Raw genomic sequence first — 14,603 nt, forward strand, 5'->3', positions numbered from 1 at the left:
CACTTTAAGCAGAAATGTACATGTCTGTAAGTACAGCATTTGCTTTTTCTATCGCTCTTGCTAACATTTCCTGTTCATTGTTCTGATTTTTCACATTGATTACCTGAGCAGCTAAGTTCGCAGGAAAAGTGACCAAACTGACTTCCCACAATTCCACTTGTTTTAACACTCTAGCTCCGCTTTTATGATCAACATCATACTCTATAGGTATATAGCCGATGGAAAGTCCATTGATTACTCCAGTTTTGAGCATTAAGTACGCTTCCTTTGCTTTTTGGATGCCCAAAAGTAAGTGTGCGGTTATATACAGGCCAACATCATTTTCGCAAATATCTATAATATTACCTATAGGTTCACCTGGATTGTGCTGCCAAAGGAGTTTTATTTTATTTCTGTTTAAATTTTCCTTAAATGCTCCGGGTAAGATCAGGTCATTTTGTTTATCAACTATATTAAAAACGCTAGCATAACCAGAAAATACACCGTTTTCTCCTATGCTTTTTATTGACAATGGTGAATAGAGAAATTTCTTATTCATAAAGCCTCCTGTAGTATTGGGAATTTTGTTTGCACAATGCACTGCAATGTCAAATCTATTATATGCAGTTCTCTAAAAAGGGGAAGCACTTTTCTTAGTTACTAAAAACGCTAACTGGAATGGCTTTGTTGCATCGCTACTTATGAAAGGCTAACTATAGCTAGGATTATAAGCAACCTATTGAAAATCTTGTTTTTTTGCAATCAATCTGATCAAATTTAAGAATAGTAATTTATTATTTATATTAATAAACTTAATTCTATTGAAAATAGCTAAAGCATTGAAATTCTTGAATTTTAGCCGGATTAGTGAGTGGTAGTGAAATTTCTTTTACTCAAATTTAGGTATTCACTGACCGTTCTTGTTATAAATACCAGAATAATAAGCTACTGATATTCTCCATCTTTTTTATCTTTAATCCATCATAGCTAGCGATGCAACAAAGCCAACTGGAATCCAGATTGGACACTGGGTTATAAAAGTATAGCTTCTACATCATACCGCCGCGGTATCTCTAGATCCCGCTAACAAGCAGCGGGATGACGGTTGTCAGGGTAGCTGTCATCCCAGTGCCCAGACTGCAGTTCTCTAAAAAGGGGAAGCACTTTTCTTAGTTACTAAAAACGCTAACTGGAATCCAGATTGGACACTGGGTTATAAAAGTATAGCTTCTACGTCATACCGCCGCGGTATCTCTAGATCCCGCTAACAAGCAGCGGGATGACGGTTGTCAGGGTAGCTGTCATCCCAGTGCCTCTCTATAATGTCATCCCAGTAGCCCCCTATAATGTCATCCCAGTAGCCCCTATAATGTCATCCCAGTGCGTGACACTGGGATGGCTTTGTTGCATCGCTACTTATGAAAGGCTAACTATAGCTAGGATTATAAGCAACCTATTGAAAATCTTGTTTTTTTGCAATCAATCTGATCAAATTTAAGAATAGTAATTTATTATTTATATTAATAAACTTAATTCTATTGAAAATAGCTAAAGCATTGAAATTCTTGAATTTTAGCCGGATTAGTGAGTGGTAGTGAAATTTCTTTTACTCAAATTTAGGTATTCACTGACCGTTCTTGTTATAAATACCAGAATAATAAGCTACTGATATTCTCCATCTTTTTTATCTTTAATCCATCATAGCTAGCGATGCAACAAAGCCATCCCAGTGGGCTTTGTTGCATCGCTACTTATGAAAGGCTAACTATAGCTAGGATTATAAGCAACCTATTGAAAATCTTGTTTTTTTGCAATCAATCTGATCAAATTTAAGAATAGTAATTTATTATTTATATTAATAAACTTAATTCTATTGAAAATAGCTAAAGCATTGAAATTCTTGAATTTTAGCCGGATTAGTGAGTGGTAGTGAAATTTCTTTTACTCAAATTTAGGTATTCACTGACCGTTCTTGTTATAAATACCAGAATAATAAGCTACTGATATTCTCCATCTTTTTTATCTTTAATCCATCATAGCTAGCGATGCAACAAAGCCATCCCAGTGTCACGCACTGGGATGACAAAAAAAGGAGTACTGGAATGACAGCAGTCCTACGTCATACCGCGATTCATTCGCGGTATCTCTTAACATAGATCCCGCTAACAAGCAGCGGGATGACACCTCTCTTGGGCTCTTTTAGCTACAAACGTTAAGAAATTTACCAAACGAAAAAAAAGGCAAAAGAAGCCCTGGTCATTGTCTATTTTCAGTATTTGGCGTTTTCTAAGTCTTAAACACCGCAATTTAGCTGCTTTTAAATGCAACTCACCTTAGTTTAAATGTTTAAGAAATTTACTAAGCAGAAAAAAAGGCAAAAGAAACCCCGTGTTAGCTAGTTGTCACTCTCTAATCCTGCAAATTGGCGTACTATACTGTCTTAAACGACTTATAAGCGCGTTTCAGCTTATATAGGTAAAAACCCAGAAATGTTGTGAAGACATAAGGTGCACATAGTGCAAAAAATTAAAAATAAGACGCCAACTACGTTGTTTTCTTGCTGTTTAATCTGCACAGATGAAGATAACTGAATACCTTCGGTACCATAATAAGGGGGCTGGCGGAGTTTGTCAAGCAAGTTTTTAGCCCTGTCTCCTTGCTATAATGTTCATATCGATAGAAAAGCAAAAGAATAGAATGAAATATCAAGTGATATCCTCTATAATTAAATTTTTTGAATGAAGAGATGACGATTCGTGTAGGAATTAATGGTCTGGGTAGAATAGGCAGAGGCGTATTGCGTGCTATTTTCGAAATAGAAGAATATAGCAAACAAATAGAAGTTGTAGCTGTCAATGGATCGCTCAGTGCAAAGCAGCATGCACATTTGATTAAATATGATTCTGTTCATGGCAAATTCAGTGGTGATATTGACTTTAATGAGTCTCAAAATTGGCTATCTATAAATGGCAGAAAATTTTCTTTATATAGAGAACGGAGCCCTGAAAATATTCCTTGGAATGTTGATGTAATACTTGAATGTACTGGTGCATTTAACAAGCGTGAAGAAGCAATAAGGCACAATGCAGAGAAAGTGATTGTCTCTGCTCCAGTTCCAGATGCTGATGTAACTATAGTTTATGGTGTGAATAATGATATGCTCAAAAAAGAGCATAAAGTAATATCAGCAGGTTCTTGCACTACAAATTGCCTGGCTCTAATTGTGCAGGTTCTACACTCCAATCTAGGTATAAAAAGCGGTTTTATGACTACTATACATGCCTACACGAATGATCAAAATGTTCTTGATGGTAATCATAAAGATTTGCGCAGGGCAAGGGCTTGCGGACTATCTATGGTGCCAACTACAACCGGGGCAGCAAAAACAATTGGTTCTATAATTCCTGAATTAAAGGGAAAGCTAGATGGCACTGCCGTCAGAGTTCCAGTTAGCAATGTTTCTATGGTTGATTTTAAATTTACGACTGATAAGAAAGCGACCGTTAAAGAAATAAATGAAATGTTTAAGGATGCAGCTCTCTCCTCTACGTCATTCCAGCGCGTGACGCTGGAATCTAATCCAGTGTCAGCTACTCGGATGACATCAGAGGGTACTAGGATGACAGAGGGTTCTCCAATGTCAAATGTACTTTCTATATGCACGGAACCTTTAGTTTCAATAGACTTTGTGCATAACCCTTATAGCGCAATTGTGGATTCAACTGGTACATATGTTACAGGCGACATCTGTAGAGTTGCAGCGTGGTATGACAATGAGTGGGCTTTTTCGCTGAGAATGTTAGACATAGCATTATTGAGCCATAGTAAAGTATGAATGGAAACCCAAACAAATATGCTTCATTTTGTGAGCACTTTGCGGAACTCAGAAAAAGAGTTATCTTTTGCTTTCTATTTTTTTGCGTTACTTTTGGTTTTTGTTACTACTTTAAGGAAAATATATACCGTTTTTTACTTGCACCTTTAATAGAAGCAACAAAAGATAGCGAAGGTTTTTCTTTAATTTACACAGACTTAACAGAGGCATTTTTTGTGTATCTTAGAGTCGCAATAATGAGCGCACTTTTGTTTTCTTTTCCTGTGTTTGCATGGCAATTCTATATGTTCTTAGCACCTGGGTTATATAAAAGTGAAAGGGCAGTGTTGTTGCCATACTTAATTGCAACCCCGGTTTTATTTGTAACGGGAGCTACTGTAGTCTATTACTATATATTTCCTTTAGCCTGGAAGTTTTTTATCAACTTCGAACACAGTGGTAAATCCTTCGATATACCGATAGAGTTTATGCCATCAGTTAGCGAATATTTAGACCTCGTTCTCCAATTTATGTTTGCATTTGGCACTGCATTTCAAATTCCAGTAATACTCACATTGATGGTGAGAGTAGGGTTACTCACTACACAAAGTTTGTCAAATAAACGCAGAATCGCGATAGTGGTAATTTTTATTATCGCTGCAATCTTAACTCCACCTGATGTATTAAGCCAAGTAGGGCTTGCAATACCAATGCTGATTCTATATGAATTGTCCATTTTGATATGTAGGTATATTGAAAAGAAGGCAAAGGATTGAATAAATATGTATTTGTAACGTTCTTTTTCGAGCACGAGCACCTTTCTCTTGTTTGAGTGTGTGTGATAATTCCTAATAAGACTTTTTGTATTTGATTTTTTACATAAAATATGCAATAATTAAACTTAGTAGACTTATGGGAGTAATTATAATGTTTGGTTTCACACAAGAACAAAGGAAATTATATGATCGGTTACAGAACGCAATAAAAGATCATGGTAACGTTGCTGAAATTCTACAAGGAGTTTCAAAAGATGATTTACTAGCAGTTCTTATTACTTATGGTACAACTATAGAGTCCAAAAATGGTAACAGAGAAACTCTAAACCTGCTTGCCTATGCTTATGTTATTGAGAATCAGGAAGGCGTGAAAGCTATTTTCAATGCGATAAGAGAGAAGGGTATATCATTAAAAAAAGAAATTGTCGATGCTGAGAAGCATATAATTATGGATTCCCCAAATGTTGTAAAATTTGATGGGACGCCATTTGACAACAAGCAAACTAAGCCAGTGTCCTTTAATGCACTTAAAGAAAATGTTATGTTAAGAGAGTTGTTTGTCGAGATGATTAAAGAAAATGGTGAATTTTTTAATTCCAATTTTAGTGAAAAGTCTGTTGCTGATATGGACAAAGATGACCGTGAAGAAATGAAAGCTGTTTTTAAAGAAACTGGAAATAATGATTTGCTAGACAGAGTTCTTCAAGTTGAAGCTAGCATGGCAGTTAGTAAAGCAATGAAAGTTGGTGTTGTTTGTGGTGTTATAGCTGCATTGGTAGTCGGTGGTGGATGTTTTGCTGCTGGTGCTCAATTATCAATATTGGCTATAGCTGGTATAGCTGTAGCTGCTCGCTGGCAGTCGGGATTGTTGCTGGTGGCATTACATATGCAGTATTAAAACCTAGTAATAAACTAGATGAACCAGACTCAAACAAAGTAGCGAGTGTTGCTCATAACGCGTTATGAGTACTTTGGAGATCTATAATAAGTATGATCTCCAAATACTAATATATAATACTTAAAGAGATACTTTAACACTTTCTCTTAAGTACTAATCTGGAGGTTCGACAAGTTGCTGTTTAAAAGGTTAGGAAGTAGTTTTATTAGCATTGAAAATTACATAATATACATTATGGAAAATAAAATCACATAATATAAGAAGCAATGCTAAAAATAAAATCACATAATATAAGAAGCAACGCTAAAAATAAAATCACATAATATAGCGAACTATAGCTAACCTAAGAAAGGTTTTCCTACGTCATACCGCCGCGGTATCTCTCAGCCGCTAACAAGTAGCGGGATGACGAGCTTATCGTCATCCCGCCGCGAACCGTCATACCGCGATTCATTCGCGGTATCTCGGCATAGATTCCGCTAACTAGTAGCGGAATGACGAATTTGTCGTTTTTCAAATTGTCGGTAAATCTAAGTCAGTTTAGCTATATAAAACATAGTATAAAAAGAGCTATTTCAGCAAAATTTTAAACAAATAAAGTTCATTAGCTTCACAATTGGCGCTTTATGAGAAAAGTACACTTGATATACAGATTTAAAATACAAGTTAACGAATTATTATGATTTTTACCAAGATAATAATATAGTAAGGTTTAGTAGTGAGGTATCAAAATGGAAAAATACACTAACACACGGTTTTATAAGAAAGATAATCACGATTGTGCAAACGATGGTACTTGTGGGCAATCTATAAAGAATTTTAGGATTGGTGATTCTAAAATTTCTTTCTACGATAACCATGGAAGAACGATTGCACAAATACCTAACTTGCCTAATGGAAACTCTTTTACATACTATAATAATTTATATAAAACTGCACAATCAAGAAACTTTGGTGAGAATACAAAATACGTAGGACTACAAGATATATTGCCTAATCAATTTAATTTTGAATACGGACAGTTGAATTGCGTAATACATTATGACAATGTATCGCAACGGGAGAAAGATCAAATAAAGCTTGATATTCAAAATGCCTATGAGGCATATAAAGCAAAGTTTTGTATTGCTAGTAATACTCAAGTCACCGTGCATACCTATATTTTTAATAATAAAGATGATTATAGGGGATATGGCACTTTGGTTCCTAAGTTTTCAACATCTCAAGATATGATCAATATTTCTGGTGGGATGACGAACGGAGAAAGCGTATTGCTCTATAAAAACACTTATACGGACAACGTTTTAGCCCATGAATTCGGTCATGTGTTTCAATTTAAGCTTTCCGAAGCAAAAGTAAGAGAATTGGACTCTGTAAATGATCAGCTGATGGCAAATGCAATTGGACTTGAAGTAGAAGAAAAAAATTATAAAGCTATTTGCAAGCAGATGGGTGTAGATGAATATAAAGACCATGGATGGATGTTTCAATTTAAATATAAGGATACAACTGGTAGTATATACCGCAAGGATCTTTCAGAAGAAGAAAAATTTCAAATTATACAACGTGTCAAGAATTCTGGACTAGATGAATATGAAGACCGTGGATCGATGTTTAGTTTTAAATACAAAGGTACAACTTATAGTATATACCGCAAGGACCTTTCAGAAGAAGAGAAATTTAAAGCTATACAAAATGTCAAGAATATTCATGAACTAGTAGATGAATATACAGACTATGGAGAGATATTTAGTTTTAAATACAAAGGCACCACTTATAACGTAAAATGCGAGTACTTTTCAGAAGAAGAAAAACTTCAATTTATCAAAGACATTAAGAACTCTCATGAATCGCTCATTAGTGAATGTGATGGATTAAATGAGGGGCCATTAAGTCAGAATGCAACTGTAGTAATTTTTGTTGATGAAAATAAGGAGATAAGTCGAATGTATTTTCAAAACTCCGACAAAAATATATTCAAACAGCTAGATAAGACGCTTATAAGCAGAAGTAAGTCTGAAGAAGAGGCAAATGAAAACCGCACGAATCCAGAACCAGAAGAAGAACAAAAAGGCGATGAATACACAGAGTTTACAGGAGTGTTGCAATTTAAGTACAAAGGGACCAATTATGATATACAACACAAAGGTTATCTTTCAGCAGAAAAAGAAAAACTTCAATTTATCAAAGACATTAAGAACTCTCATGAATCGCTCATTAGTGAATGTGATGGATTAAATGAGGGGCCATTAAGTCAGAATGCAACTGTAGTAATTTCTATTGATGAAAATAAGGAGATAAGTCGAATGTATTTTCATAATCCAGACAAGAATATGTCCGAATGGTTAGATAAGACACTTATAAGCAGAAGTAAGTCTGAAGAAGATGTGGATGACACAGATCCAAAACCAGGAAAAGAGCCTGAACCAGAATCAGGAAAAGAACCCAAAGAGGATATAAGCAGAAGTAAACCTGAACAAGAGGTGGAAAAATCAAATGAAGTAGAGCAAAGTAATGTAGATGTAGAAGAGGAAAAAAGTAACCAGCAAGACACTCAGCAACCCAGTAATTTCTTATCCAATATTTTTCCAGCAATTAAATCCGTTATTGATTCTATCTCATCATTCTTTTCATGGTTATTTGGGTCTAAAGAGGAAGAACAATCTGATAACAATCTTTCTTTGCTTGAACTTAATGTTGACGACAATATTGCAGGAAATTTTACAAACAATCACCACTTATTAGACGATTATCGCTCACCTGATGAGTTCATGTAGTGAAACTATTTTATAGCCACTTCACTACCCTTTCTAATTGTTTATAGCCTCAGCAAATATAGAGAGGCTAAAGGGAGTGGTATTACTTAAACAACTAGATAAAAAACCAGGTGGATCATTCTGAAATTCTTGCATTTTTGTCCATAATTTTGTTAAACAACTTCCCTTTTGGTCATGTCGAACCAAATTTCTTTTTCACACCACCTTTTAAGCCACCGATGACAGCTTCGTTAGTTTTTGTCATAGTGCGATCAAACACTCCCAATAACCTCTTTAATAGGTTTGGAGTTAGCGAAGAGATAAGATCAACAGATACGTTATTGTTTTTGTCATCACCACTTGCTTTATAGTCTATTGAAACGATTCCCCTACTTTTCCCGCCAGTAAGAAGTTTCCCAATTATAGGAATTTTTAACAAAGATTTATTAATTGAATATGCTGGTATTACCTGTCCTTCAACTTGGAATTTATAATTTCTAATGTCGAGCTTACCGCTAGTGCTAATGCCTAATTCCGCCCCTTCAAGCCAAGATTCTTCAATTTCGACAGAGCCATCTTTGTATGAGAAAGGTACATTACATTTATAAAAGTATACACCTTCATCCTTTATAGCATTTACAATACCAGGAAGCGAAGACATCGATAATAAAGTAGTGAGTAGTGGAGCATCTTTGATATAAAAATTACTAATAGATAACATGCCATAATGTTCTTCATTTTCTCTTTGAGGAGATAGATAAAGAGAAAGTTTACCATTTTTGACTGATTTACTAATGCCTAAGGAACGCGAAAGTATACCTGCATTGTCCGCATATATTTCGAGCCCTATTCCACTGTATTCCGCTAGTATGTTGCTGCTATCTTCTAGAAACTGTCCTGTAAATTGACTTCCATTGCAATTACCTTTAGTACAGGTTACATTCAGCTTAGCATTTTTGATAACGACGCCTTCTTTCATAATTACATTGTCAACATTCATACTAATTTCTATATCTTTGTTTAATCCATTATTGTTTTTGCCAAGCAAGCCTAAAATATCACTCAAATTGATTTTCTCACCATAAATAGTTATGGCATTTTTTTCCTTACCTGATTCAATTTCTATACTAAAATCATTATCAGGCAATTTAAAACTACTAGAATTTAAATATAAATTTCCATTTCCTACTCTTCCGCTGAATTTTATATCTAGGTCATTTCCTATAACATCTAATTTGTCTATTAACAATTCATCGGCACCTTTTAATTTTACAGAGAACAAAACTTTATTGTGATCTTCAAAACGATTTTTCCACCCAAAATAACTTGAACGTGATTCAAGCTCTGATAAATCCATATTACCATTAACATGTCCCGTCTTATCTTGATTTATTACCAATTCTATATTTGTATTGACATAGCCACCTATATTTTCATCAAAATCAAGTATTTGAGCGGGTAAATCTCCGGTCAAATTCCAGGCAAAACTTTCATTCCTATTGCTACTTTTCAGGTCAAATAATAGCTGTGTGTTATTCACCATACCACTACCATTTAAATCTATAAAGTCACTGCCAAAACTAAGCTTAATGTCATATTTACCAAGACTTGCATTATAGACGGCCAAATTGTCAATTTCAGAATGAAAATTTGCTGAGAAGTCTACTTTTTTGTCATCAGCATTTAGATTAAAAATGCGAAAATTAAATACAGATTTTGCCATTCCACTTACTTTATCCCTTTCAACCTTCACCACATCATCCAGCTTAAATCTTATAGGCTCATATAAACCATACGCATCACTTACAGCTTGGCCATTAATGGTTAGAACTGAATTTTCCTTATTGAGAGATTTCATTTCAATATCACCACCATTAATAGTGAAATTCTGAAACTTAGCGCTATTTGCAGTAATTTTGAGATCGTTATTCTTGATGATCAAATCACCCTTTAATTCCTTTACTTGCTCAAAATCTTCATCAAATTTTACGCTACCATTTTCTATATCAGCAACAATTACAATGTCTGACAGATCGTCATCAACCAAATTGTTAATTTTGCCATTGAAACTTACAATGGTATTTAAAACATCCCCATTAATATTATCACAATACCAGCTTCTAAATTTACTATTCACTACACCATCTGGTACATAAGTACATAAATCCTTTGCAGCAAACTTGCTAATATTAATTCTAAGCAAAGCATGACTTGTACTAAAGTTCATCTTGCCTATTAAAGAGAGATACGTGTCATTTAACTTAAAATGGAAGTTTTTTACACTAATAATTCCATCACTATATGTTAAATTTATATTTACATTAGTTAAGGCCAAATTTTTGTTCAAATAATTTTCTGTATTCAATACGTATATATTTCCATCTACAATTTCATCCTTTTTATTAATTTTCACTGAGAAGCTTCCTTTGAATCCTATATTTTTGTCCAAATTGTAGCTTTTAACTAATGTAGAAAACTCGCTCAATAGTCCCAATTTTAGATTATAAAATGTCCCGTATACATTTAGCAAATTGTTGCGATTTTTTATTGTAATTGATAAATCATCCAAAAATCCCTTTCCATCTTTTGTATTCACATGAATATCTAAAACATTAAAATCTTCCCCCTTCCCTATATATAATTTATCAATAAAAAATTCATCTTCTGTGCTTTTATCAATAGCGATGTTAGTAAATTCAATTTTTGAATCCGCATTTAAGTCAAAAAAAAATTCCCTTATTGTTTTTAATAGATTTTTTGCACTGCTTTCTGTCATCTTGAAATTCTTCCCTGTCATTCCAGCACTCGTCCTTGTCATTCCAGCACTCGTCCTTGTCATCCAAGTAGCTTGACTACTTGTTTCTTTTTTTCTAGATTCCAGCGTCACGCGCTGGAATGACACCGAAGGAAGGCGGTTACTATTTAAATAATGATTATCCAAAAGGTCTAATGAGTTTTGCGGATTAACATTAGTTTCTTCTCTCTTGATACATACATGCACATTATCAGCTGAAACCTGAGAGAGATTTGTGCTAGCTTTAAATAAGGAACTTAACTTAAAATGTACAAAAAGCTCAGGAACTTTTATAGTAAAATTAGGGTTTGCTATTGCCAAATCTGTAATGACTAAATACGGATCTTTGCCATCTTTCTGCCAAACAACTGAGGTATTCTCCATATTAACGCTTGAGCCAACAAATATTTTTGATATTTTATGTCTAACATAAAAATTAATATAATTAATATTGATTTCTAAAGGCTTTAAAAAAATAAAGAAGCACAATATGAACAATAAAGCTACGGAAAATAATATAGTAATTTTTTTAAGCATCGATTATTGCTTTTCTTGCTAAAATATCAGCCTCCTCATTATATTTATTGCCACTGTGTGCTTTAACCCACTTCCAATCAATTTCGTGTTGTGAAGCAACGTTGTCTAGCTCTTTCCACAATTCCATATTTTTTACTGATTTTTTATTACTTGTTTTCCAGCCATTCATTTTCCACTTATTTATCCACTCTGTTATGCCATGCTTAATATAAAGACTATCCGTATATAAATTAATATTACAAGAAAATTTCAATACTTTTAGCCCATTGATCACCGCTGTTAACTCCATTTTATTGTTTGTGGTATTTTCTTCTCTACCATAAATGTCTTTTCTATAATCTTGAAATAATATGATAGCTGCCCATCCTCCCGCTCCAGGATTACCAGAACACGCCCCATCCGTGTATATTGTCACTTCTTTCTTACTCATCTTTGTTTATATCGGTTAACAAAGTATATAGTTGCTTTTATGAAAGCACAATTTCTAAAGGTAGTTTAAGCTGCACCTTTAAATTTTATTATAGAAACAAAAAAAAGTGTGACAACGAGCATTACCAAAAGGAAAAGTAAAAAATAGTTTTTATGCTTCTGCCGTTCTTTCATAACTAAAATAAATCAATAGAACAAAAAATAATACTGGCGAATAGGGAAAATAGATAAGAAATTGAATAAGAAAACATTTGTTTCTGTGAGTTGTGGTTCTTGAATCTGAGAATTGATATAGCGTACCAAATAAAGATGCAACCTGCAAAAATTGCCATGCTTAGATAAAGTAAAGCCTTTTTCAAAAATAGAGCTGGAAGCAAGCTGGTTAATACCAGCAACACACTATAAATTAATATATATTTTCTTGTTTTTTCCGGACCATAAACAATATTGAACATAGGAATCGATGCTCTTGCATAGTCTTCAGACTTATTTAAAGATAGGGCCCAAAAGTGTGGTGGAGTCCACATAAAAATTACTAAAAATAAAATGAAACTTTCCCAACTGACAGAATTAGTCACAGCTGCCCAGCCAATCATTGGAGGAAAAGCACCTGCTGCACCACCGATAACGATATTCTGTGGAGTACGCCTTTTTAGCCAAATTGTATATACGAAAACGTAAAATAATATGCTAACTGCAAGCAAAGCAGCAGAAATATAGTTTACTGCTATTGCCATGATAAATACTGACAATATTCCAAGAGTTATACCAAATTCAAGCGCACTTTCTGCAAGAATTCTTCCTGAGGGTATAGGGCGGTTTTTTGTCCTTTCCATGAGCAGATCTATGTCTCTGTCATACCACATATTTATAGCACCTGCAGATCCTGAGCCAAGAGCAACACATATAAGAGATATTAGTGCTAGAAAAGGGTGCATACTACCTGGTGCAGTAACCATACCAGCAACTGCAGTAAATACCACAAGATACATTATCCTTGGCTTCAGCAAACGCCAAAAATCCAGTATTGTTGATTCAACATTTAGCAAAATACTTGTGTACATTCTATTTTACCACTGGTGGTTTTTCGAAAGTATGAAAAGGCGGTGGTGAAGATACCGTCCATTCCAAGGTGTCACCTTCCCAAGGATTATCTCCAGCTTTCTTGCCCCATTTAAAGAGATGTATAACTATAAACACAAAAAACATAACTGAAACAAAGGACATATATGAGCCAATTGAGGATATATAATTCCAAGGGATAAACGCATCAGGATAATCAGGTATACGCCTTGGCATGCCAGCTAATCCTAAGAAATGTTGAGGTAAAAAAGTGATATTGGTACTAATAAAAGTAAGCCAAAAGTGGATTTGACCTAAGCGCTCATTATATTGTTTACCCGACATTTTACCAATCCAATAATAAAAGCCAGCAAAAGCTCCAAATAATGCAGCAAGTGACATGACATAATGGAAGTGAGCAACAACATAGTAGGTATCATGCAGAAGCTTATCTATTCCACCATGAGAAAGAATTATTCCCGTTATGCCACCGCCAACAAACATGAAAATAAAACCTAGTGCAAATAGCATAGGGGTCTTAAACTCAATTGCTCCACCCCACATAGTTGCAATCCAGCTAAAGACTTTTACACCAGTTATAACACCGATAAAAATTGTGGTAGTGCTAAAAAATGCAGCAGCGTCAGCACTAAGCCCAACAGTGAACATATGATGAGCCCACACCATAAAGCCAAATACTGCTATACCTATCATAGCATAAACCATCCCTATGTAACCAAATACAGGTCTGTGAGAAAAAGTTGATACAACCTGACTTATGATGCCAAATGCAGGAAAAATAATTACGTAAACTTCTGGATGACCAAAAAACCAAAATAGATGTTGAAATAACACAGGATCTCCGCCACCGGCAGGATCAAAAAAGGAAGTACCAACATTGCGATCAGTAAGAAGCATAGTTATAGCACCGGCAAGCACTGGTAAGGCAACAATCAACATAAATGCTGTTAGCAAGACAGACCAAACAAACAGTGGCATCTTAGTTAATGACATTCCTTTTGTGCGCATGTTAAATATAGTAACTATAAAGTTGATCGCCCCAACAATTGACGACATACCAGCAACATGAAGTGCAAGTATAGCAATGTCAACTCCTGCACTTGGATGGGACATTACCTGTGATAAAGGTGGATATAAAGTCCAACCTGTACCTGGACCTTCACCAATAAACACTGAGAGAATGAGCAAAATAAAAGATGACACTAATAACCAAAAACTTAAATTATTCATACGAGGAAATGCCATATCTGGTGCGCCAATCATGAGAGGTACAAACCAGTTACCAAATCCTCCCATGAGGGCTGGCATTATCATAAAAAACACCATTATCAACGCATGCCCTGTAACCATTACGTTATATAATTGATAATTATTGTTAAGTATATTAATGTGCATTAGCTGAGTGCGAATAATCACCGATAATAATCCACCAATAATTCCAGCTAATATGGAAAAAATAATGTACAGTGTCCCTATGTCTTTATGATTAGTGGAAAACAACCAACGCTTTATGCCCTTTGGTACGTCACTCATATCT

11 protein-coding genes are annotated in these 14,603 nt (G+C 34.7%); 6 read left to right on the top strand and 5 right to left on the bottom strand.

The window, feature by feature from the left end:
* Positions 1-4: 4 nt before the first annotated feature.
* Positions 5-538, bottom strand: coding sequence for an HK97 family phage prohead protease (locus OOK92_RS04060; RefSeq protein WP_253309059.1), 534 nt, complete (start codon positions 536-538; stop codon positions 5-7).
* A gap of 720 nt (positions 539-1,258) precedes the next feature.
* On the opposite strand from OOK92_RS04060, the gene OOK92_RS04065 reads away from it, so the two are divergent.
* From OOK92_RS04065 to OOK92_RS04090, 6 genes are all read left to right on the top strand, one after another.
* Positions 1,259-1,477, top strand: coding sequence for a hypothetical protein (locus OOK92_RS04065; RefSeq protein ID WP_264736335.1), 219 nt, complete (start codon positions 1,259-1,261; stop codon positions 1,475-1,477).
* Positions 1,478-1,689: 212 nt separating this feature from the next.
* The gene (locus OOK92_RS04070; protein WP_264736337.1) at positions 1,690-1,812 is read left to right on the top strand and encodes a hypothetical protein; all 123 of its coding nucleotides are present in this window, start codon (positions 1,690-1,692) and stop codon (positions 1,810-1,812) included.
* Positions 1,813-2,725: 913 nt separating this feature from the next.
* Positions 2,726-3,814: a type I glyceraldehyde-3-phosphate dehydrogenase gene (locus OOK92_RS04075; protein WP_264736338.1), complete on the top strand. Its 1,089-nt coding sequence runs from the start codon at positions 2,726-2,728 to the stop codon at positions 3,812-3,814.
* Positions 3,811-4,569: a twin-arginine translocase subunit TatC gene (gene tatC / locus OOK92_RS04080; protein WP_264736339.1), complete on the top strand. Its 759-nt coding sequence runs from the start codon at positions 3,811-3,813 to the stop codon at positions 4,567-4,569. Before OOK92_RS04075 ends, tatC begins: the two co-directional genes overlap by 4 nt.
* Before the next feature lie 151 nt (positions 4,570-4,720).
* Positions 4,721-5,467 carry a hypothetical protein gene (locus tag OOK92_RS04085; RefSeq protein ID WP_264736340.1) on the top strand — a complete coding sequence of 249 codons (747 nt, stop codon included), beginning with the start codon at positions 4,721-4,723 and terminating at the stop codon, positions 5,465-5,467.
* A gap of 731 nt (positions 5,468-6,198) precedes the next feature.
* Positions 6,199-8,244 carry a hypothetical protein gene (locus tag OOK92_RS04090; protein ID WP_264736341.1) on the top strand — a complete coding sequence of 682 codons (2,046 nt, stop codon included), beginning with the start codon at positions 6,199-6,201 and terminating at the stop codon, positions 8,242-8,244.
* Positions 8,245-8,416: 172 nt separating this feature from the next.
* On the opposite strand, the gene OOK92_RS04095 is transcribed toward OOK92_RS04090, so the two are convergent.
* From OOK92_RS04095 to ctaD, 4 genes are all read right to left on the bottom strand, one after another.
* Positions 8,417-11,554, bottom strand: a complete 3,138-nt coding sequence (locus OOK92_RS04095; protein ID WP_264736342.1) for a YhdP family protein — start codon at positions 11,552-11,554, stop codon at positions 8,417-8,419.
* Positions 11,547-11,984, bottom strand: a complete 438-nt coding sequence (rnhA, locus tag OOK92_RS04100; protein WP_253309066.1) for a ribonuclease HI — start codon at positions 11,982-11,984, stop codon at positions 11,547-11,549. Before rnhA ends, OOK92_RS04095 begins: the two co-directional genes overlap by 8 nt.
* 175 nt (positions 11,985-12,159) lie before the next feature.
* On the bottom strand, positions 12,160-13,047 hold the full coding sequence (locus OOK92_RS04105) for a heme o synthase (RefSeq protein WP_264736343.1): 888 nt from the start codon (positions 13,045-13,047) through the stop codon (positions 12,160-12,162).
* Between the two features lies 1 nt (position 13,048).
* Positions 13,049-14,599 carry a cytochrome c oxidase subunit I gene (gene ctaD / locus OOK92_RS04110; protein ID WP_253309068.1) on the bottom strand — a complete coding sequence of 517 codons (1,551 nt, stop codon included), beginning with the start codon at positions 14,597-14,599 and terminating at the stop codon, positions 13,049-13,051.
* Positions 14,600-14,603: the final 4 nt, after the last annotated feature.

Source organism: Wolbachia endosymbiont (group A) of Rhinocyllus conicus (assembly GCF_947250775.1).
In the GTDB taxonomy this organism is placed as follows: domain Bacteria; phylum Pseudomonadota; class Alphaproteobacteria; order Rickettsiales; family Anaplasmataceae; genus Wolbachia.